We start from the raw sequence: 21,476 nt of genomic DNA on the forward strand, positions 1-21,476 counted from the left end.
CTCCGAGTCCCCGAAGGCGAGGTCCTGCCGCCGTGCCCCGATCGATGGCCCGCGTGGCGGGAGCGCTGAGCGCCTCGCGGGTCGCCCGGACGACGGGTTCCAGGGCTCCGGCGAGCCGGCACTACGTGATCCTGCCGGGCGCCGTGCTGGCCCTCGCCCTCCCGTGGCTGTGGATGTTCGACAGCCTGCTGCAGGCGACGATCCTGACCGCGCAGCTGCTGCTGTGCGCCTGCGGGATCGTGAGCAGCTACGTGACCGGGCTGCGCCCGATGCGCATGGTGTTCTTCGTCTTCACGCTGTCCTGGCTGGGTGTCGGCCCGCTCTACCAGATCTCCCACCGCGCGCTCGCGTGGAACGACTCCGGTCTGCTGAACGACACCGACCGGGTCACCGCCGCGCTGGCCCTCACGCTGCTGGCGACGACGTCGACCGCGCTGGCCATGTGGCTCGGCGGCCGGCGCCGGGCGCGCCGCGCCGACCTCCCGGAGCCGGCCCCGGTCCGCTCCGTCCGGCCCCGCTCGTGGACGCCGTGGGGCTACCTCGGCCTCCTCGGCGTGCTCACCCCCTACGTCGTGCTCACCAACGGCGGGGTGGGCACCTTCTTCAGCTCCCGCGCCGACCGGGTGGAGGACCTGACGCAGGCCGGCGTCACGCTGGAGAGCAGCGGCGGGCTGCAGGTCGCGGTCGCCTCGATCCTGCCGGCGGCCCTGGCCGTGGTGGCCGCGCACCTGTTCATCTGGCGGATCCGCGAGGCGCGCGCCGCCGGTGGCTGGATGCACGCCAGCCTGTCCGACGCCGCCGGGCTGGTCGTGTCGCTCGGCGCGGTCGTGCTGTACGCCAACCCGATCAGCAACACCCGCTTCCTGAGCCTGGCCGCCTTCGGTTCCATCGCGCTGGCCATGGTGCGGCCCCGCGGTCGGACCGCCGGCCGCGGGCTCACCCTGGGCCTGCTCGTGGCGACCCTCGGCATCTACCCGCTGAGCAACGCCCTCGCCTCGGACACCGGCACCCAGCTGGGCGGGAGCGCCTCACCGCTGACGGTGTTCGCCAGCAAGGACTTCGACGGCTTCCAGCAGGTCGTCAACACCTTCATCTACGTCGAGGACCACGGCTACAGCCTCGGGTCCTACATCTCGTCGGCGCTGTTCTTCTTCGTCCCCCGGTCGCTCTGGACGACGAAGGCCACGCCTGCCTCGATCGACGTGGCGGAGAACCGCGACTACTGGTTCACCAACCTCTCCCTGCCGGTGCACGCCGAGTTCTACCTCGAGTTCGGCATCATCGGCATGCTGCTGCTGACCTTCGCCATGGGCCTGCTGTGGTCGCGCATCGACGAGGCGTGGCTGCGCCACCCCGGCAGCATGGGCGCCTGGCTCGCCCCGTTCCTCTGCCTGGCCCAGCTCGGCCTCATCCGCGGCCCGCTCGGCTCGCTGTCACCCATCTGGCTGACGGTCACCGTGCTGCTGCTGGTCGGGGTGACCCGCCAGGCCGCCTCGGTCACCGGCAATCGACCCGATGTGATGACGCAGCGTGATGGGTCCCCCGGGCTTGCGTCACCCGTTCCGGTGAACAGCTCCGCCACCTGACCGCACGGCGCGCCGAAAGTCCCCCGGAGGGGTGTCGCCGGTCGCCAAAGCGGTCCGCTTTCCGGTCCGGCGCCGTTACGCTCCGGTCTCGCCGATCTCCGGGACGGCTGAAAGCGCAGGTCCCGGCCCTGTTCCGAGGAGAGCTGTGCCCGCCAGCGAGTTGCATGTCCTGCACCTCCTGCCGCACGTCCAGGAGATCGGGAACGGCATCGTCGACGTCACCGTCGACCTGGCCATCGCCCAGGCCGCCGCAGGCTGCACGGTCACCGTGGCCTCGGCCGGCGGCGAGTACGTCGACCTGCTCACCCAACACAGCGTCACCTGCGTCCCGCTCACCCTGCGCCCGGGGAGCGTGCCGGCGGCCCGTCGCCTCGTCCGGCAGCTGCGCCCGTCGGTGGTGCACACCCACACCTTGAAGGGCCTGGCCGTGGCCCGGCTCGCGCGCCCGGGCGTGCCGGTGCTGAACAGCGCCCACCGCGACCTGGGGCGCTGGTCGCCCGGCCTGCGGATGGCCGACCGGGTGATCGCCGTCAGCGAGGGCATCGCCGGCATCCTCAGCTCGTCGGTCGACCCCCGCCGGATCGGCGTGGTCCGCAACGGCGTGCTCGGCGGTCCCCGCCGGCGCCCGCTGCTCGACCTGCCGCCGGCCGACCTCGCGCACCCGGCCGTCGTCTACGTCGGTGGCATGTACGAGCACAAGGGCGTGGCGGTGCTGCTGCGCGCCTTCGCCCGGCTCGTCAGCGAGCACCCCGAGCTCCCCGCGACCCTCCACCTGGTCGGCGACGGCCCCGACCGGCCGGCCCTCGAGGGCCTCGCCGCCGAGCTCGGCCTGGCCGGGCGGGCGGAGTGGGCCGGGTTCCGGCGCGACGCCTACGCGTACATGCGCAGCGCCGACGTCTTCGTCCTGCCGTCCCTGTCGGAGACCTTCGGCCTGGTGCTCGCCGAGGCCCGCGAGGCCGGGGCGGCCATCGTCGGCGCAGCCACCGGGGGCATCCCCGAGGTGCTCGAGGGCGGCGCCGCCGGCGTGCTGGTGCCGCCCGGGGACGACGCCGAGCTGGCGGCGGCCCTGCACCGCGTGCTCACCACCCCCGGCGAGCAGGCCCGGCTGCGGGCCGCTGCCGCGAGCGGCCTGGACTGGCTGACGGTGGAGCGGATGAGCGCCGACGTGCTCGGGGAGTACGACGCCCTGCTCTCCGCCGGTGCCCGGTCCGGTCGGGCCGCCCGATGACCCGCTGGCTGCAGCGCATCCCGGTGCCGCTCCGGCGGATGAGCGCCTTCGCCCTGCTGCCGGTGCTCTCGACGCTGTCCAACCTCGTCCTGCTCCCCACCGTCAGCAGCCTCTTCGGCCAGCCCGGGTGGACCAGCGTCGTGCTGGGGCAGGGCATCGGCGCCGCGGCGTCGGTCGTCTGCTCGCTGCAGTGGCCGACCGAGGGCCCGGCGCTGGTCGCGACCTCCCCGGCCGACCGGCGCCCGGCGATCCTGCGGGCGAGCATGCGCAGCCGGGGCGTCGTGGTGGCCGCCTGCCTCCCGCTCACCGCGCTGGTGGTCTGGCTGGTCCAGCCCGCCGACCCGCTCGTCTGCGTGCTCAGCGCCTTCTCGGTCACCGCGATCGGCCTCTCCCCCGCCTGGTACTTCATCGGCATCGGCCGCCCGGGTGCGCTCGTCTGGCTGGAGGGCGTGCCCCGGCTGGTCGGCAACGCCGTCTCCCTGGGCCTGCTGCTGCTCCTCGACGCGCCGCTGTGGACCTTCCCGCTGGTCATGCTGGTCGTCTCCTGCGGGACGGCGCTGGTGAGCTGGTCGGTGGTCGCGGGGCGCACGCGGCGCGGCCCGCACGTCTGGCGCAACCCGCAGGGCCGCCGCTCGCTGGGCTTCGCCACCTTCGCCCGCACGCTGGACGCCGGGTACAGCTTCATCGCCGGCCCGGTCGTCGCGCTGCTCGCCCCGGCGGCCTACCCGCTGTTCGGTGCCTGCGACCGGCTGGCCAAGGTGGTGCTCGGCGGCCTGGCCATCGTCCCGCAGGGCGCCGCGGGCTGGGTGTCCGAGCCGCCCACCGACCGCGAGCGCGCCCAGCGCGCCCGGCGGGCCAGCGTGCTGGTGCTGCCCCTCGCGCTGCTGGTCGCGGCCTTCCTGGCCGTCGCCACCCCCACGCTCGTCCGGCTGCTGTTCGCCGGCACCGTCTCGGTGGGACACCTCACCAGCGCCCTCGCCGGCGCGGTGGTGGCCCTCGCCTTCCTCGGCCACGCCCTCTTCCTCACCGGCCTGGCGCCGATCGGCTCGGCGTCCCAGGGCTACCGCTACCTGATCGCCGCCTTCACCGTCGGGCTGCCCGCGCTGGTGGTCGGCGCCCTGGTCGAAGGTGCCAACGGGGCGCTGATCGGCTCGATCTGCTCCGGCCTGGTGCTGACCACGCTCTCGCTCCGGCGCATCTGGTCGGTCACCGCGGCGACCGTGGCCGCAGCACCGGCACCCGCCCCCGTGCTCTGCACCACCGCTGTCCCCGGGCAGTCGGACAGGAAGGCCAGCTGATGCCCACCGTCATGTTCCTCGGACACTCCGCGGCCGCCTCCGGCGGGGAGATCGCCCTGCTCCGGCTCATCCCCGCGCTGCAGCCCGCCGTGCACCCGGTCGTCGTGCTCGGCGAGGACGGCGCGCTGGTCGAGCGGCTCACCGCGCTGGGCGTCGACGTCCGGGTGATGCCGCTGCCGGGCAGCACCAAGGACCTGCGGAAGGACACCCTGCGCAACCCGCTCGTCGCGCTCGGCCGGATCACCTCGGTCCTCCGCTACGCCGTGCAGCTGCGGCGGGTCATCCGCGAGCTGGACGTCGACCTGGTGCACACCAACTCGCTCAAGGCCGGCTTCTACGGCACCCTCGCCGCCCGGCTGGCCGGCGTGCCCAGCGTCTGGCACGTCCGCGACCGGATCGCCCCCGACTACCTGCCGGGAGCCGCCGTCGCCGCGACGCGCCTGGCCACCGCCGTGCTGCCCAGCCGGGTCATCAGCAACAGCCGCGCGACGGCGGGCACCCTGTCCCCCCGCCTCGCGGCGCTGCTGGGCCGCCGGGCCGCGCTGTCCCCCGCCCCGATCGGCGACCCGATCGACACCGCGCTGGTCCAGCGCGCGTCCCCGCGGACCGGCGACGGCCCGCTGCGGATCGGCATGGTCGGCCGGTTCTCGCCGTGGAAGGGCCAGCTGGTCGCGATCCGCGCCTTCGCGCAGGCCCACCTCGGCGACGACGCCCGCCTGGTGCTCATCGGCGCGGCGATGTTCGGCGAGCAGGACTACGAGCGCCAGGTGCACGAGGAGATCGACCGGCTGGGCCTGCGCGACCGGGTCGAGCTCACCGGCTTCGTGACGGACGTCTTCGGCGTGCTGTCCGGCCTCGACGTCCTGGTGCACGCCTCGACCATCCCCGAGCCCTTCGGCCAGGTCGTCCTCGAGGGCCTGGCCGCCGGCGTGCCCGTCGTCGCCACCCGCGAGGGCGGTCCCGGCGAGATCCTCACCGACCACGTCGACGGGCTCCTGCACGACGCCGGCGACGTCGACCAGCTGGCGGCGGCCCTGCGCGAGCTGCAGGCCGACCCGGCACTCCGAGCACGACTCACCCAGGCCGGCCTCGCACGCGTCCTCGACTTCTCTCCGCAGTCGATCGGCGCGCAGGTGCTCGCGGTCTACGCGGAGCTCATCAGCACGACCCGAGAGGTGCAGACGGCATGAAGACCACGATCGTCCACGACTACCTGACCCAGCGGGGCGGCGCCGAGCGCGTCGTGCTGGAGATGGCCCGCGCGTACTCCTCGGACGTCGTCCTCACGTCGGTGTACGACCCGGAGCGGACCTACCCCCAGTTCTCCGACATGCAGGTGTCCACCCTGCCGCTGAACCGGGTGCCGCTGCTCCGCCAGGACCCGCGGCTGGCCCTGCCGTTCCTGAGCGACTCCTTCAGCCACCACCGGATCACCGATGCCGACCTGGTGCTGGTCTCGTCGTCGGGCTTCGCCCACCAGGTCACGGCCGACGCGCCGAAGATCGTCTACTGCCACAACCCCCCGCGGTGGCTGCACCAGACGGCGGACTACCTCAAGGGCTCCGGGCCGCTGGTCAAGCTGGCGATCGCCATGCTGCGCCCGCACCTCACCACGCTGGACCGCCGCGGGGCGCTCTCCGCCGACGGCTACATCGCCAACTCGCGCAACGTGGCCAACCGGATCCGCCGCGTCTACGGGATCGAGGCCCAGGTCGTGCACCCGCCGCGCGGGCTGGAGCCGTTCGGCCCGGAGGAGCCGGTGCCCGGTCTGGACGCCGGCTTCCTGGTCACCGTCGGCCGGGCCCGCGGGTACAAGCGCACCGACCTGCTCATGTCGGCCGTCGCCGGGATGCCCGACCAGCGGCTGGTCGTCGTCGGCGGGCGGTCCGACGAGCCGTGGCCGGACAACATCGTGCAGCTCACCAACGTCTCCGACGCCCAGCTCCGGTGGCTCTACAAGAACGCCGCCGGGCTGCTGGCCTGCTCGTGGGAGGACTTCGGCCTGACCCCGGTCGAGGCCTTCGGCTTCGGCACGCCGGTCGGCGCCATCCAGGAGGGCGGCTACCTGGAGACCTGCGTCGACGGGCTGACCGGCACCTGGCTGGACGCCACCACAGACGACTCGCTGCGCGCGTCGATCCGCCGGCTGCTGTCCGGCACCTGGGACCGTGCCGCCATCCGCAGGCACGGCGCCCAGTGGTCGCCCGCGGCCTTCCACCGCCAGCTCATCGGGACCGTCGACGACGTTCTCGGCCACCGTTCCGCGACCAAGGCAGCGTGATGACCCGGATGACCACCACCGACGCCGAGACGACGACCGCCTCGGCCCTCCCTGACATCCCGGCGCTCGTCGTCCCCGGGCCGCACACCTCCGTGGGCGAGCGGCTGACCGAGCTGGCCCGCGCCGTCCCGGACCACCCGGCGCTGGTCGCCGCCGACGGCCGGGTCACCTACGCCGAGCTGGCCGACCGCGCCTGGGCCCTCGCGGCCGTGCTGCGGGAGACCGCCGCCCAGCTGCCGGACGCCGACGCCGAGCACCCGTGCCCGATCGGGGTGTTCGCCGAGCAGGGCGTCGACAGCGTGGTGGCGATGGTCGCCGTCATGGTCGCCGGCCACCCCTGCGTGGTGCTGGACGTGCAGCTGCCGGAGGCCCGGATCGCGCTGATCGCCGAGCGCGCCGGCATCCGCGTGGTCCTGGCCGACGCCGAGCGCCACCCGCTGGCCCTCGACGTCCCCGGGGTGACCGCCGTGCTCGGCGTGCACCAGGACCCCGCCGCCCCCGGGCCCGTCGAGCCGTGGCCGGCCCCCACGCTGGACACCCCCGCGTCGCTGATCTTCACCTCGGGCACGACGGGGCAGCCGAAGGGCGTCGTCTACACCCACCGCACGGTCCTGGCCTCGGGGTACACGACCGGCCGCTCGATGCGCTTCACGGCGGCCGACCGGGTCACCCTGGTCCTGCCCCAGGCATTCGCGGCGGGGCAGATCATCATCTTCGGCGCGCTGTTCAACGGCTCGACGCTGCACGTCCGCGACCCGCGGCAGCACGGCATGGCCGACCTGGTGCGCTGGCTGGACGAGGTGCAGGCGACCACGCTGCACCTCACGCCGTCGCTGCTGCGCGCCATCAAGGCGGCCCTGCCGTCCGGGGCGGTCCTCTCCTCCGTGCGCGTGGTCACCACCGCCGGGGAGAAGGTGTACGGCCGCGACGTGCACGACATCCGGCCGCACCTCGGCGCGCACGCCTCGTTCGTGAACTGGCTGGGCTCCTCGGAGACCGAGGCCATCTCGGCCTACGAGATCACCGCGACCGACCCCGTCCCCGAGGGGATCATCCCGGCCGGGCGCCCGGTGGAGCTGCGCGAGGTGTCCGTGCGCGACGACGAGGGCAGCGAGGTGCCGCGCGGCGAGGTCGGCGTCATGCACGTCATCTCGGCGTACATGTCGGCGGGCTACTGGCGCGACCCCGCCGAGACCGCCCGGGTGTTCACCGCGCTGCCCGACGGGCGCACGCTCTTCCGGAGCGGCGACCGGGCGCGCTTCGACGAGGCCGGCGACCTGCACGTGCTGGGCCGGACCGACGACGCGGTCAAGATCCGCGGCTACCTCGTCGCCCCCGAGGAGGTGGAGACGGCGCTGCGCCGGTACCCGGAGATCGCCGACGCCGCCGTCCGGGCCATCCCGGGCGCCGACGGGGAGCTGCGGCTCGTCGCCTGGGTCACCCCGGACCCCCAGCACCGGACGCCCTCGGCGGCCAGCGTGCGCACCGCGCTCACCCGCGTGCTGCCGGCCTGGATGGTGCCCAGCGACGTCGTGGTGCTGGGCCGCATCCCGCGCAACGAGCGCGGCAAGGTGGCGGCAGCCGAGCTCCCGGCTCCTCCGCCGCGCCCCGAGCCGGTGCCCCCGGCGACCGACGGGGAGGCCTCGATCGAGGCCATCTGGGCCCGGATCCTGCGGCTGGACCACGTCAGCCGGGACGAGAGCTTCACCGCGCTGGGCGGTGACTCGTTGGCGGTCGAGGAGATGCTGACCACCGTCGGCACCTCCTGCGGGGTGCAGGTCAGCACCGCGGACCTGGCCGAGCACCCGACGCTCGCCGAGTTCGCCGAGCTGGTCGGCGAGGCGCAGCGCGGGACGGCCGTGCGGCGCACCGGACCGCTGGTGCGGCTGCACCCGGGCGGCACCCGGCCGCCGGTGTTCTGCTTCGCCGGCGCGGGCGGCCATGCGGCGTTCTTCGAGCCCCTGGCCACGGCCCTCGGTGCCGACCAGCCGGTCTACGCCTTCCAGGTCAACGGCTTCGAGAACCCGGGCGTGCCGGACTGGACGGTCGGGCAGGCCGCCCGCCGGTACGTGCGGATGATCGAGGAGATCGCCCCGACCGGTCCCGTGGTCCTCGCCGGGCACTCCCTCGGGGGCCTGTTCGCCCTGCGGGTGGCCCAGCTGCTGGGTGCAGCCGGCCGGCAGGTGCCGCTGGTGACGCTGCTGGACACGGTGCTGCCGCCGGCCGCACGGGTCTCCGAGCAGGAGGGGTCGCCGCTGGCAGCGCTGCGCCGGTCGCGGGTCCGGATCGCCGCCTCGGTGCTGCTGGACTTCCTGACCCCGACGAGCGTCCGCCGCCGGCGACGCGAGCCCGGTGTCGAGACCGACCAAGCCGCTCGCCCGGAACGGGCGTACCTGCGCACGCGGCTGCGCATCCTGACCGCGGGCCTGGGCACGACCACCGACCTGGCCGCGCGCAAGGACATCTTCAACCTGCACGGCATCGGCATCGCCCAGGTGCACCGTCCCCGCCCGTGGCACGGCCGCACCATCGTGGTGCTCACCGACGAGAACCAGGACGACGCCCGCTGGTGGGGCCCGCTGCTGCGCGGCGAGCACGAGATCGTGCAGGTGCACTGCACGCACACGGCCGTGCTCCGGTGGCCGTACGTGACCGACATCGCGGCGCGGATGTCCGCGGTGATCGACGGTCTGCCGGGGCAGCAGCGAGACTGAGCCCACCATGCCGACCACCCGCCCCCGCCGCGGGGACCGACACCGGCCGCCCCGCCGGCTGCTCGTCCTCGCGGCGGCGGTGGTCGCCGTGCTGGTGGCCGTCGTGATCGTGGTCGTCGCGGGGGGCGACGACCGCGTCGAGCGCCCCGGGGACCACCCGCTGGCCTTCGACCTGCCGTCGGCCGGGGAGCTGGCCGGCTCGCCCCGCAAGGTCTTCGCGCACTACTTCCCGCCGTACCCGATCTCGCTGGACGACGAGCCGGCCGCCACCGACTACTACACCCGCGAGTACCTGGACCCCGACGGCGAGGGCGGGGTGCACGCCGCCTACGGCGGGTTCTTCCGCGACCGGCCGCTGCCCCGCGACCCCCACCGGTCGGGCGACTGGGAGCTGGCCGACATGGCCACCGACGTCCGCAACGCCTCGGCGGCCGGCATCGACGGGTTCACCGTCGACCTGCTGGGCCTGGCCGGCAGCGACTACTGGCCGACCGTGCTCCTGCTGCTGCAGGCGGCCGAGCAGGCCGACCCGGACTTCACCATCGTGCTCATGCCCGACGCCACCTCGCCGGCGGTCGACGACGTCGACGCCCTCGCCGACGCCGTGGCCGGGCTGGCCGCCGAGTTCACGTCGCTGTACCGCCTCGACGACGGCCGGCTGGTCGTCTCCCCGTTCTTCGCGGAGCGGGTCGGTGCGCCGTGGTGGACGCGGTGGCTGGAGGTGATGTCCACCGAGCACGACCTGGACGTCGCCCTGGTGCCCTGCTTCCTCACCTACGACGCCGGGACGGCGGACGCGTTCGCCCCGATCAGCCACGGGTTCTCCAACTGGGGCGACCGCAGCCCCGGCGCGCAGGGCGACCTGGTCGTGGCCGCCGCCGAGGCGCACGCCCGCGGGAAGATCTGGATGCAGCCGGTCTCGATGCAGGACCAGCGCCCCGCCCAGGGCCTCTACGACGAGGCGCTGAACACCGAGAACCTGCGGCTGACCTGGCAGGCGGCGGTCGACGCGGCCGACTGGGTGCAGCTGACGACGTGGAACGACTACTCGGAGGGCACCGAGTTCGCGCCGTCCACCAACATCGGCTGGGGCCCGCTGGACATCGGCGCCTGGTACCTGGCGCAGTTCAAGACCGGAGCGGAGCCCGACCTCGTCCGCGACGTCGTGTACGTGTCCCACCGCGTGCAGTTCGCCGGCGCCGTGCCGTCGGGGCAGACGCAGCTGATGCAGCTGCGGGAGGGCAGCAGCCCGCCGCGCGACGCGGTCGAGGTGCTGTCCTTCCTCACCGCGCCGGCGACCGTGCGGGTGGAGGTCGGCGACGAGGTGCACCGCTACGAGGCACCGGCCGGCGTGCACGCCGAGCTGCTGCCGCTCGCCGTCGGCCGGGTGGCCGCCGAGGTGGAGCGGGACGGCGACGTCGTCACCGAGGTCGCGTCACCGTTCGAGGTGCAGGCCGACCCGGTGGTCCAGGACGTGCAGTACCGCGTGGTGAGCAGCGGCCGCGGGACCGCCGATCAGCTCCCGTAGGCCAGCAGCTCGGCCAGCCCGACGCTCTCGGTGGTGCCGCTCACCGAGGTGATGGTGACCCGCAGCGTGCTGGTGGACCGGGCCGGGAAGGTCACCGTGACCGCTCCCCCGGCGTTGTCCAGCACCGGCACGGTGACCGAGGTGCCGTCGGAGAAGGTGATCGTGGCCCCGGTGACCTGGTCGTTGGGGTTCGGCCGGTCGTGCAGCACGACCCGGCCGACCCGCACCGGGGACGCCCAGCCGAGCTGCAGCCAGCTCCCGGCGCCGATGCCCTGGGTGGCCCACTCCGCGGTGTGCACGCCGGGGTACCCGTCCACGACACCGTCGACCGCCTTGCTGGCGAGCTGACCGGTCGCGGAGTTCTGCGAGGAGGCCGTCACCGTCGCCGACCGGGCCACGTTGGTGGTCGCGGGCACCGAGGTGGTGGGCGCCGTCGTGGTGGGCGGTGTCGTGGTGGTGGGCGCCGTCGTCGTGGGAGGCGTCGTGGTCGGCGGTGCGCTGGTCGTGGGCGCGGTGGTCGTCGGCGGTGCCGAGGTGGTGGGCGCCGTCGTCGTGGGAGCCGTGGTGGTCGGCGGTGCGCTGGTCGTCGGCGCGGTGGTCGTGGGTGCGCTGGTCGTCGGCGTACCGGCCACCGTCCACGCCTGCAGCTCGGCCAGGCCCACGTTCGACGTGGTCGTGCTGACCGCGGTGACGTCCAGGCGCAGCGACGTGGTGGAGCGTGCTGCGAAGGTGACGGTCAGGGCGGTGCCGTTGTCGGGCAGCGAGGGCACCGCGACGGTCGACCCGTCGGAGAAGGTCAGTCTGCCCCCGGTGATCCGGTCACTGGTGTTCGGCCGGTCGTGGAGCACGACGCGGTCCAGCGACCGGGGCTGCGCCCAGGCGAGCTGGAGCCAGCTCCCGGAGCCACCACCCTGGGTCGCCCACTCGGCGGTGTAGGTGCCGGGCCACCCGTCGACCACCCCGTCGACGGCCTTGCTCGCCAGCTGGCCGGTCTCGGTGTTCTGCGACGAGGCCGTCACCGTCGCCGCGCCGGCCACGTTGGCGGACGGGGTCGAGGTCGGCGGGGTCGTTGTCGGCGGGGTCGTGGTGGGCGGCGTGGTGGTGGGAGGCGTCGTGGTGGGGGGCGTGGTCGTCGGGGGCGGGGTCGTCGACCCGCCGCCGGTCCAGGCCTGGATCTCGGCGAGCCCCACGTTGGACGTGGTCGAGCTGACCGAGGTGATCGTCAACCGCACCGACGTCGTCGTGCGGGGCGTGAAGGTGACGGTGACCGCGGAGCCGTCGTCGGCCAGCGCGGGCACGGCGACGGTCGACCCGTCGGAGAAGGTGAGCGTGCCGCCGGTGATCCGGTCGCTGGTGTTCGGCCGGTCGAAGAGGGTGACGTGGTCGAGACCGATGCCCTCGCCCCAGTTCAGCTCCAGCCAGCTGCCCGCGCCGCCGCCCTGGGTCGCCCACTCGGCGGTGTGGTCACCCGGCCAGCCGTCGACGGTGCCGTCGACGGCCTTGGCCGCCAGCTGCCCGGTCTCGGTGTTCTGCGAGGACGCCGTCACCCGCGCCGCCGCGGCCGCGTTGCCGTCCTCGGTGCCCGGGTCGGGGGTGGTGTCGCTGCCGCCGTCGGTCAGGTAGCTGCGCAGCAGCCAGAGCGCGTCCGGCCGGCCGGCGGCCCGGCACTCCTCGAGGGTGGGGCACATCGCCGAGTCGTAGGGCGCGTACGCCTCGAAGGCGCTGAGCTTGGCCGCCCGGTCGGTGCCGGTGACGTTCTCCGGGAGGTAGCCACCGGGGTAGCCGAGGTAGCCGTTGAACCGGACGGAGGGCAGGTACTGCGCGCGGGCCTCCGCGGTGAGCCGGGCCACCGTGTAGTGGTCGCTGTGGTCGCCGTCGCCGTAGTCGTGGACGTCGTCCATGGTCCGGATCGCGGTGGGCGAGGCGGCGGTGAGCGCCGCGCCGAGCGTGGCCACCAGCGCCGACCGGGTGTAGGTCTGCTGCGGGGCGTCGATCGTCGACAGGCTGCTGACCTGGTTGCGGTACAGCTTCTCCAGGCTGCCGTAGCCGGCGCTGGCGAAGCCGCTGCCGTCGATGTTGCCGTCGGGCAGCCGGAGGTAGACCAGCTGCACGGTCGGCCGCGCGGTCAGGGTCATGACCGTGACGGCCTTGCCGGCGAAGGTCGGACGCGCCGCCGTCCAGGAGTTCGCGACGCCGGCCATGTCGGCGTAGGCCGCCTGCAGGCCCAGCTCGCGGCCCTGGGAGTACCCCGCACGGTCGCCACCGTCGCCCGAGGTGGCGAAGACGGTGGTGCTGCACCGGCCGGCGGTGACGTCCCGCGCGATCGCCGGGTTGATGAAGAAGAGGTCGTCGTCGGGGTGGGCCACGACGTTGACCGTGCTGCCGAGCGGGCAGTCCGCGGCCGAGGCAGCGGGTGCCAGCGCCAGCGCACCGGTGCCGAGCAGCACCGCCGACACGACCGCGACGGAGACGCGCCTGGCCGCCCGGCCGGGCACCGCCGACGACGACTGCAGGAGCCGCTGCGCGAGGCGCTGGCGGCGGGACGACGGAGAGGGGGCGCGCACGGTCGCACCGTAACCGCCCGACCCCCTCCCTGGCTACTCCCTGTGATGGCCAGATCGGTTGCCCTCGGCACCGACCGGTCCTGGACCTGCGGTTCCACCAGCACGGTCGCTCGACCGCCGCGGAGGTTCACCCGGGTGGGTGACCACCGGACAGTCCAGTTCCGATCACTGGCGGTGACATACCGGCGACGGGCCACGGACGACGCCGTCCCGGCCCACCGCGTGGTGGACCGGGACGGCGTCGCCGAGGACCGAGCGGGTCAGCCGGCGTAGACCTTCAGCGACGCGGTCGCGTAGTTGCGCAGCGTCCCGTCGACCCCGGTCACCGTGACCCGCAGCGAGGTCGTCGCCCGCGGGGCGAACACGAGGCTCGCCGTGCCGGCGGCGTCCACGGTCACCGTGCCGTCGATCGTCGTCCCGTCGGAGAGGGTCACCACGGCGCCGGTGATCCCGAGGCCCGCCCGGGAGCCGTCCACGAGGACGACCCGCCCGACCTGGACGCTCTTCGCCCAGCCGAGCTGGATCCAGGACCCGACGCCGTTGGCCTGCGGACCGACCGCCCCGGTGACCGTGGCGCCGGGCGCCAGGTCGGGGCCGACCGGGGTGCTCGGCACCGTGGTGGCGGGGGTGGTCGGCGACGACGGCGTCGTCGGCGTCGTCGTCGTCGTCGGGGCGGCCGGCGGCGTCGTCGTCGGGGCGGCCGGCGGCGTCGTCGTCGGGGCGGCCGGCGGCGTCGTCGGGGTCGCCGGGGTCGACGGCGTCGTCGGGGTGCTCGGCGTCGTCGGGGTGCTCGGCGTCGTCGGGGTGGACGGCGTCGTCGGGGTGGACGGCGTCGTCGGGGTGGACGGCGTCGTCGGGGTGGACGGCGTCGTCGGCGTCGGCGTCGCCGAGGTGCCCGTGGACGGTGTCCACGCCTCGATCTCGGCCAGCCCCACGTTGCCGGTCGTCGAGCTCACGCCGGTCACGGTCAGCCGCACGCTGCCGGTCACCCGGCTGCTGAAGTCGACCCGGGTGGCGCTGCCGTCGTTGGCCAGCGCGCCCACCGGGACGGTCGAGCCGTCGGAGAACGTCAGCGTGCCGGAGGTGATCTGGTCCGAGCCGTTGGGCCGGTCGTGCAGCACGACGTGGTCCAGGGTCACCCGCTCGGCCCAGGTCAGCTGCAGCCACGTGCCGGCTCCCCCGCCCGGCGCGGCCCACTCGGCCGTGTGGTTGCCGGGGTAGCCGTCGACGGTGCCGTCGACGGTCTTGACCGCGGTCTGCCCGTCCGCGGGGTTCTCCGCGGAGGCGGTGACCGTCGCGGTGGCGGCGACGTCGGTGGCGACGGCCGGGACCGGGGCCACCGGGACCGCGGTCCAGGCCTGCAGCTCGGCCAGGCCGACGTTGCCGGTGTCCGGGCCCACGCCGGTGACCGTGAAGCGCAGGCTGGTGGTGGCGCGGGCCGTGAAGGGCACCGCCACCGCCCCGCCGGCGTTCGCGAGTGCCGGGACCGCCACGGTGGAACCGTCGGAGAAGGTCAGCGTGCCACCGGTCACCCAGTCGCTGCCGTTGGGCCGGTCGTGCAGGACGACGTGGTCCAGCGTGGTCGGGGTGGTCCAGTCCAGCTGCACCCAGGTGCCCGTGCCGCCGGCGGCGGCCCACTCGGCGGTGTGGTTGCCGGGGTAGCCGTCGACCACGCCGTCCACCACCTTGCCGGCGGTCTGCCCGTCGGCGCGGTTCTCGGCGGAGGCGGTCACCGAGGCGGCGACGGCCACGTTGCCCGTGGTCACGGTCGGGTCGACCGGCGTGGTCGGCGTCGTGCCCGTCGGGGCGGTCGGCGTCGTCGGCGTCGTCGGCGTCGGCGTCGTCGGCGTGGTGGGGGTCGTCGGCGTCGTCGGGGTGGCCGGCGTGGTGGTCACCGGGGCGTCGGGGGTGGTCGGGACGGAGCCCGACGTCCACACCTGCATCTCGGCCAGGCCGACGCTCGTGGTGGCCGGGCCGACGGCGGTCACGGTGAACCGCACGCTGGTGACGGCCCGGGCGGGGAAGGTGACGACGGTGGCCGGGCCACCGTTGTCCAGCGCCGGCACCGCGACGGTCGACCCGTCGGAGAAGGTCAGCGTGCCGCCGGACACCCAGTCGTTGGCGTTGGGCCGGTCGTACAGGGTGACCGTGTCGATCTGGACCGGCTCGAGCCAGTTCAGCTGCAGCCAGCTGCCGGCCCCCTTGCCGTCGGTCGCCCACTCGGCGCTCGAGTCACCGGGGAAGCCGTCGATGACGCCGTCGACGGCGTTGTCGTCCTCCTGCCCGAGGAACCAGGCGTTCGACGACGAGGTCACGGCGGCCATCCGCGCGACGTTGCCCGGCACGATGGGCTTCTCGGTGTGCACCTCGGTCGCCAGGTGCTGGCGGGCCAGCCACGCGCTGTCGCCGCGGGCGGCGCAGGCGGCCAGCGTCTTGCACATCGAGGCGTCGAACGGGGCGTAGGCGAGGAAGGCGTTCTGCTTCGCGGTCAGGTCCTTGCCGGTGACGTTCGCGCTCAGCGCGGTGCCCGGGTAGCCGAGGTAGCCCACCAGGGTGGCCTTCGGCGCGTAGGTGGCGCGGGCGATCGAGGTGAAGCGGGCGACGCTGATGTGGTCGCTGTGGTCGCCCTGGTCGTAGTCGCCCAGGTGGTCCAGGGTGCGCACGGTGGCCGCGTTCGCCGAGCTCATGAGCGCGCCCAGGGTCGCGACCAGGCTCGAGGCGGTGTACGTCTGGCGGGGGGTGTCGACCGTGGTGAGCGACGTGACCTCGCCGGTGTAGAGCTTCTGCAGGCTGGTGCCGCCCGAGGTCGTCGTGCCGGCGCCGTCCGGATTGCCGTCCGGCAGCCGCAGGAACGTGAGGGTGATCTTCGACAGGAAGAGGCTGGACCGGGTCACGCTCTTGCCGTTCACCGTGGTGGTCGTCGTCACCCACAAGTTGGGGAGGCCGGCCATCGTGGCGTAGGCGGCCCGGACGCCCTTCTCCCGGTCGCGGGAGTAGGTGGTGCCCATGCCGGCGTCGCCGGAGGTGACGTACACGGTGCTGACGCACTTCCCGGCCTTGATGTCGGCGAGGATGGCGGGGTTCTGGAAGAACAGGTCGTCGTCCGGGTGCGCGACGACGACGACGGTGCACGCGGGGGCGGTGGCGGCCGCGGCCGGCGTCGCGCTGAGGCCGAAGCCGGCGAGCACGGCGACGACGGCGAGCACGCACACGGCGGCGGCGCTGCGCAGCGCACGGGGCGCGCGTCCGATGCCACGGGGCTCGGTCGGCGGCGGGGTCAAGGCCAGCTGGGTCACACGGTCCTCCATCTGCGAGACCGGACGTCCGGTCATCACTGACGGTAAGGAAGTTGGCCGCCGGTCGACAGCTCCTCCACCTGATGTGGTGAACGCCCAGGTCACCCGTCCGAGGACCCAGTGGAGCGAACCCCCCGGCGATCACCCTCCGTAGGGTGAGGCGGGGTCCGGAGTGGCGCCCACGGGTGCCCGAGAGCGGGGTCGAACCGGCCCGGGACCCCCGGACGCGCAGCGGGGCCGGGGGTCGTCTCCGACCACCGGCCCCGCCCTACGGACGCGTCAGCCCAGCAGCGCCGTGGCCAGCTGGGGCGCCAGCTTCGTCGAGTACTGCCGGGTCAGGTGCACGCCCTCGCTGAACACCGGGGTGCTGCCCACCACGGCCGGGCACCGGTTTCGGTAGCAGAACCACGGCGTGGGGTCGACGTAGGTCGCCCCGGCAGCGGTGGTCGCCGCCTCCTCCACCCGCATGCGGTCCTTCCACTCGTCCGACGGCGGCCCGGTGCAGTCGCTGGGGTCGCTGAGCGCGGTGACGCACTCCTGCAGGCTCTCGCCGCTCGGCGGCATGCCCAGGACGGCGGCCGCGGCCCCGGTGGCGGTGACCTGCCCGATGACCTGCTCGAGGCCGTCCCGCCACGCGGTGTCCACGTCGGCGTCCTCGTCCAGCAGCTGGGCGCCGTAGGAGTTGCTGAGGATCACCAGGTCGGGGCCGAGCTCGGCGATCCGCTCCAGGGCCCAGCTGCGGTGGTCGGTGCACTCGGGGTAGGCCGAGCTGCTCGTGCCGTGCCGCACCTCGGCGGTGATGTTCGGGCACTCCTCGTAGGTGAGCGACTGGATGGACCAGCCCAGCGGCGCCATGGCCGCGCGGAGCCCGGGCAGCCAGCTGATCGCCACCGAGTCGCCGAGCAGCACGGCGGTGCTCGCCGCCTCCTCGTCGCCGTACAGGCAGGACTCCTCGTTGTCGGGGGTGACGTTGAGGCACTGGTCCTCGACCCACTCGGGCGCGCGGGCCTGGTCGAGCTGGTCGAGCGCCGGGTCGAGGGCCGGCCAGATGTCGGCGCCGATCGACCGGCGGATCTCGGTGGTCAGCGGGTCCTCGGCCGGTGCGTCGGTCGTGGCGCCCACGGGCGCGACCTCCGCGGCCAGCTCGGCCGCGGCGATCTGCTCGGGGCTCAGCCGGCCCGGGGGGTTCAGCACGCCGAGGGTGATCGCCGGCACGCTGACCGCCAGCAGCGACCCGAAGGCCACCACCCGGGCCCGCCGGAACACCTGCTGCGACCCCCGGATCGGCTTCGCGCGCTCGGGGCCGGCCAGCAACCAGCGAGAGTGCAGCACCGGCTGCTCGATGACGTGGTGGGAGACGCTCGCCAGGAAGAGGGCGCCACCGATCGCCGCCAGGTGGTAGGCGGCCGTCGAGTCGTCCATGAGGTCGCGGAGCACGACCGACAGCGGCCAGTGCCACAGGTACAGCGAGTAGGAGATGCGGCCGAGGTAGCGCATGACGCCGCTGCCCAGAGCCCATCGGGTACCGGGACCCTGCCGCACGTGGCCGAAGGCGATGACGAGCGCGGTGGCCAGCACCGGGAGCCCGGCGGCCGAGCCCGGGAAGGGTGTGCTCTCGTCGATGACGAAGGCGGAAGCGACGACCCCGGCCAGGCCGACCCAGGCGCCGACCACCTGCGCCGCCCGCGGCAGCCGGTGCAGCCGGGTCGCAGCCAGGGCCACGGCGGCCCCGACCGCCAGCTCCCAGGCGCGGGCGAAGGTGGAGAAGTAGGCCGTGGTGGCCGAGACGTCGGTGGCGTGGACCGACCAGGCGAAGGAGACCGCGGCCGCGACGAGCACCACGCCACCGAGCAGCCGGGTGGCCGAGCGCCGGCGGCGGTCGGCGACCGCGAAGACGGCCAGGATCAGCAGCGGCCAGACGAGGTAGAACTGCTCCTCGACGGCCAGCGACCAGAAGTGCTGCACCGGCGACGGCGGCGACGTCGTCTGGAAGTAGTCGGTCCCCGCCTGCGCGAAGCGGATGTTGGCACCGAACAGCAGCGCCCAGATCGAGTCCTCGGTGACCTGGGCGGCGCGGAAGTGCAGGAACAGCGCCCACATCGTCAGGTTCGTGACGACCAGGGTCGCCACGGCGGCCGGCATCAGGCGGCGGGCGCGGCGTCGGTAGAAGTCGCGGAAGGAGATGCCGCCGGTGCGGCGGCGCTCGCGCACGAGCAGACCGGTGATCAGGAAGCCGGAGATGACGAAGAAGACGTCGACCCCGATGAAGCCGCCGGTCGGCCAGCCCAGCACGTGGTCGAGGACCACCAGGCCGACCGCCACGGCACGCAGGCCCTCGATGTCACCGCGGAAGTGGCTCGGTCGCCGTGCCGCGGGGGCATCCGGGGCGCGGCCCTGCGACTCGGCGACAGACGTGGTCCTCACGCGGCTCCTCCGTAGGTCCTCCTGCCCGCCCGGCCGTCGGGGCGCGTCGAGCAGCGCGGCGACGCGGCGACCGACGGCGGCCAGGGCCGCCGGATCGTCGCTCGCGTCGTGCTCGGAGGAGTCTCCGGTCGGTCGGCGCGCTTGTCGTCACCCGGAAGAGTTGGCAGGCCACCCCACGTCGCGGCCCCGGCCGGGCTCGGCCGGCGCCCGGGACGACGTCGACCCGGTGCAGGTCAGCCCGGCGGATCCGGACGAGCGGGCCGCCCGGTTCCGGTCGAACGCCGGTCCGAGGGGCGTGCAGGCGCGCGGGGTGCCGTCAGCGGACGACGGACCTGGCCACGTGCGGGTCGCCCTCGGCCGCCGCGGCCGCCGCCTGGCGGGCCTCCAGCCGCTCGCGCTGCGGGACGACGGTGTACTTCGGGTCCTTGGCGCTCTGCATGCCCGCCTCGAAGACGCCCATCCGGGTCAGCAGCGACCCGGCGGCCAGCAGCACGCCGCCGGCCACGGCACCGGCCCGGGTGCGGCCGGCCAGCGCGGTGAGCCCGGCGCCGGTGACGGTCGCCGTCTTGGCCGCCCGCAGCAGCTTCCCGGCCTTGCCCAGGTGGTAGGGCTCGCTGACGATCCCGTGCCCGTTCTCCACCCGGTGCATCGCCGCCAGCTCGACGGCCACGCCGGTCAGCGCGACCTTGCGGGACGGCCCGGCCTCGTCGACCGGCGTCAGCGCCATGGTGATCCCGCCGCCGGCGGCCATCGCCGAACCCGCGAAGACGAACGGCAGCTCGTCGTGCGGTGCGTGCCACGAGGGGACGGCGGTGTTGGCGATCAGCACCGCGGTGTAGGTGGCCATCGGCCCGCCGAAGGCAGCGGCGCCCACGGCCGACGTCCGGCGCAGCGCCGGGAACGCCCCGGCCATCCGCGGCAGGAAGGGCAGCACCCTGCTCGCCAGGCCGAGCACCGGCTTCAGCTCGAGCAGGCGCACCGCGGCGGCCGCCGAGGCGAGCGCGCTGAACGGCGACAGGATGTAGGAGCCGACCGACAGCGGCGAGGTCACCTTGAACACCCGCAGCATGTGCAGGAAGCGCTCCGGGCGCCCGAGGTCGTCGATCAGCAGCACGACCGAGGCGAGCGCGCCGACGCCGGCGGCGTACTCGGCGTTGCGGGCGAGCTTCGGCCGGCCGGTGAACTCGGCCAGCGCGGCGATGACCGACGAGGTGCCGGCCGCCCCGCCCATGAAGAAGTAGATCGGGACCTCGGGGTTCTTCCAGGTCGGCGACTTGATGATCTGCCGGCCGTAGTAGGAGCTGAACTCCGCCTCCGGCACCATCGCGGCCTCGCGGTTGCCGCTCCCCCAGCCACCGCCGCCACCGCGCCGGCGCTTGCGCCGGGGCTTGGTGAGGTCGGCTCCCCCGGCCCGGTGCCAGCCGGCGCCGGGGACGACGGGGGCCTCGCCCGCGGGCTGGTCGGTGCCGGTACCCGCCTCGGTCACGAGCGCCTCCTCCCCGCGAACGCCGACGCCACGACGCCCACGATCAGCGCCGCACCCGTGGCGGCCGCCTTCCACATCGAGGGCAGGTCGCGGGTGGTGACGATCGGGTCCGGCGGCAGGCCGTAGACCTCCGGCTCGTCGAGCAGCAGGAAGAAGGCGCCGTTGCCGCCCACGCCGTCGTCCTCGTCGCGGCCGTAGAGCCGGGCCGTCTCCACGCCCTGCGACTTCAGCGTCGCCAGCCGGGCGTCGGCCCGGGCCTGCAGCTCGTCGAGGTCACCGAACTGGATGGACTGCGTCGGGCAGGCGGTCGCGCACGCCGGCTGCAGCCCGTCGGTGAGCCGGTCGTAGCACATCGTGCACTTGAAGACCCGGCCGTCGTCCTCGCGCTTGTCGATGACGCCGTAGGGGCAGGCGGGCACGCAGTAGCCGCAGCCGTTGCAGATGTCCTGCTGCACCACGACGGTGCCGAACTCGGTGCGGAACAGCGCGCCGGTCGGGCAGACGTCCAGGCAGCCGGCGTGCGTGCAGTGCTTGCAGACGTCGGAGGACATCAGCCAGCGGATCTGCTTGTCCGCGCCGCTCTGACCGGTCTGCGGGTCGAACTCGCTGAGCGCCTCGGCGTTGAGCACGCTGGTCTGCGCGTTCAGCGAGCTGTCGGCCTGCGGGCTGATCGGGTTGACCGGCAGCCCGGAGTCCCGGCGGTCGTCGCCGGGGCGCCCGAAGGAGGGCATCGGCAGGTCGACGGCGCGGCTCTGCTCGATGAACGCCACGTGCCGCCACGAGTTGGCGCCGAGCATCCCGGTGTTGTCGTAGGACATGCCGGACAGGCCCAGGGCGTCGCGCTTGCCGTTCGAGTCGTCCATCGGGAGCGTGTTCCACTCCTTGCAGGCCACCTCGCACGCCTTGCAGCCGATGCAGACCGAGGTGTCGGTGAAGAAGCCCACCCGCGCCGGGTGGTCCTCCTCGTAGCCGGCCTCGCCCTGCACGTCGGGCAGCGGCCCGTAGAGCCGGTTCTTGGCCCCCGGCCCGTCCAGCCCCGGGCTCGCCGAGCTGACGGTGGTCATCGCGTTC

At 74.4% G+C, this 21,476-nt stretch carries 12 protein-coding genes; 7 read left to right on the plus strand and 5 right to left on the minus strand.

What is annotated here, in order from left to right; translation table 11 throughout:
• The first annotated feature begins 32 nt into the window (after window positions 1–32).
• The 7 genes from FHX36_RS13705 to FHX36_RS13735 all read left to right on the plus strand — a co-directional run bounded on the left by FHX36_RS13705 (window position 33) and on the right by FHX36_RS13735 (window position 10,635).
• Window positions 33–1,586, plus strand: a complete 1,554-nt coding sequence (locus FHX36_RS13705; protein WP_146251508.1) for an O-antigen polymerase — start codon at window positions 33–35, stop codon at window positions 1,584–1,586.
• Window positions 1,587–1,731: 145 nt separating this feature from the next.
• On the plus strand, window positions 1,732–2,814 hold the full coding sequence (locus FHX36_RS13710; protein ID WP_181428621.1) for a glycosyltransferase: 1,083 nt from the start codon (window positions 1,732–1,734) through the stop codon (window positions 2,812–2,814).
• Window positions 2,811–4,112, plus strand: coding sequence for a hypothetical protein (locus FHX36_RS13715; protein WP_110550752.1), 1,302 nt, complete (start codon window positions 2,811–2,813; stop codon window positions 4,110–4,112). Before FHX36_RS13710 ends, FHX36_RS13715 begins: the two co-directional genes overlap by 4 nt.
• Window positions 4,112–5,302: a glycosyltransferase family 4 protein gene (locus tag FHX36_RS13720; RefSeq protein ID WP_110550751.1), complete on the plus strand. Its 1,191-nt coding sequence runs from the start codon at window positions 4,112–4,114 to the stop codon at window positions 5,300–5,302. The genes FHX36_RS13715 and FHX36_RS13720 overlap by 1 nt, the downstream gene beginning before the upstream one ends.
• A complete protein-coding gene (locus FHX36_RS13725) occupies window positions 5,299–6,393 on the plus strand; it encodes a glycosyltransferase (RefSeq protein ID WP_110550750.1) in 1,095 nt (364 codons plus the stop codon). The genes FHX36_RS13720 and FHX36_RS13725 overlap by 4 nt, the downstream gene beginning before the upstream one ends.
• Window positions 6,394–6,401: 8 nt before the next feature.
• Window positions 6,402–9,107, plus strand: coding sequence for an alpha/beta fold hydrolase (locus tag FHX36_RS13730; RefSeq protein ID WP_181428620.1), 2,706 nt, complete (start codon window positions 6,402–6,404; stop codon window positions 9,105–9,107).
• Window positions 9,108–9,114: 7 nt separating this feature from the next.
• A complete protein-coding gene (locus tag FHX36_RS13735) occupies window positions 9,115–10,635 on the plus strand; it encodes a glycoside hydrolase family 71 protein (protein ID WP_110550748.1) in 1,521 nt (506 codons plus the stop codon).
• Here FHX36_RS13735 and FHX36_RS13740 read toward each other — a convergent pair.
• The 5 genes from FHX36_RS13740 to FHX36_RS13760 all read right to left on the minus strand — a co-directional run bounded on the left by FHX36_RS13740 (window position 10,623) and on the right by FHX36_RS13760 (window position 21,469).
• Window positions 10,623–13,199, minus strand: a complete 2,577-nt coding sequence (locus FHX36_RS13740; protein WP_110550747.1) for a DUF7402 domain-containing protein — start codon at window positions 13,197–13,199, stop codon at window positions 10,623–10,625. The two genes, FHX36_RS13735 and FHX36_RS13740, sit on opposite strands and share 13 nt — an antisense overlap.
• Window positions 13,200–13,459: 260 nt before the next feature.
• Window positions 13,460–16,495, minus strand: a complete 3,036-nt coding sequence (locus FHX36_RS13745) for a DUF7402 domain-containing protein (RefSeq protein ID WP_181428619.1) — start codon at window positions 16,493–16,495, stop codon at window positions 13,460–13,462.
• A 279-nt stretch (window positions 16,496–16,774) separates the two neighbouring features.
• Window positions 16,775–18,919, minus strand: a complete 2,145-nt coding sequence (locus FHX36_RS13750; RefSeq protein WP_181428618.1) for an acyltransferase family protein — start codon at window positions 18,917–18,919, stop codon at window positions 16,775–16,777.
• 316 nt (window positions 18,920–19,235) lie between these two features.
• Entirely contained in the window at window positions 19,236–20,405 is a 1,170-nt protein-coding gene (nrfD, locus tag FHX36_RS13755) for an NrfD/PsrC family molybdoenzyme membrane anchor subunit (RefSeq protein ID WP_110550744.1), read from the minus strand.
• Window positions 20,402–21,469 carry a 4Fe-4S dicluster domain-containing protein gene (locus tag FHX36_RS13760; protein ID WP_110550743.1) on the minus strand — a complete coding sequence of 356 codons (1,068 nt, stop codon included), beginning with the start codon at window positions 21,467–21,469 and terminating at the stop codon, window positions 20,402–20,404. Before FHX36_RS13760 ends, nrfD begins: the two co-directional genes overlap by 4 nt.
• Window positions 21,470–21,476: the final 7 nt, after the last annotated feature.

The organism is Modestobacter versicolor (assembly GCF_014195485.1).
Lineage (GTDB): Bacteria > Actinomycetota > Actinomycetes > Mycobacteriales > Geodermatophilaceae > Modestobacter > Modestobacter versicolor.

Excerpts from the sequence above, each read along its gene's own strand:
- FHX36_RS13715 (WP_110550752.1), top strand. The coding sequence starts at position 2,811 with ATGACCCGCTGGCTGCAGCGCATCCCGGTGCCGCTCCGGCGGATGAGC.
- FHX36_RS13720 (WP_110550751.1), top strand. The coding sequence starts at position 4,112 with ATGCCCACCGTCATGTTCCTCGGACACTCCGCGGCCGCCTCCGGCGGG.
- FHX36_RS13725 (WP_110550750.1), top strand. The coding sequence starts at position 5,299 with ATGAAGACCACGATCGTCCACGACTACCTGACCCAGCGGGGCGGCGCC.
- FHX36_RS13730 (WP_181428620.1), top strand. The coding sequence starts at position 6,402 with ATGACCACCACCGACGCCGAGACGACGACCGCCTCGGCCCTCCCTGAC.
- FHX36_RS13735 (WP_110550748.1), top strand. The coding sequence starts at position 9,115 with ATGCCGACCACCCGCCCCCGCCGCGGGGACCGACACCGGCCGCCCCGC.
- FHX36_RS13760 (WP_110550743.1), bottom strand. The coding sequence starts at position 21,469 with ATGACCACCGTCAGCTCGGCGAGCCCGGGGCTGGACGGGCCGGGGGCC.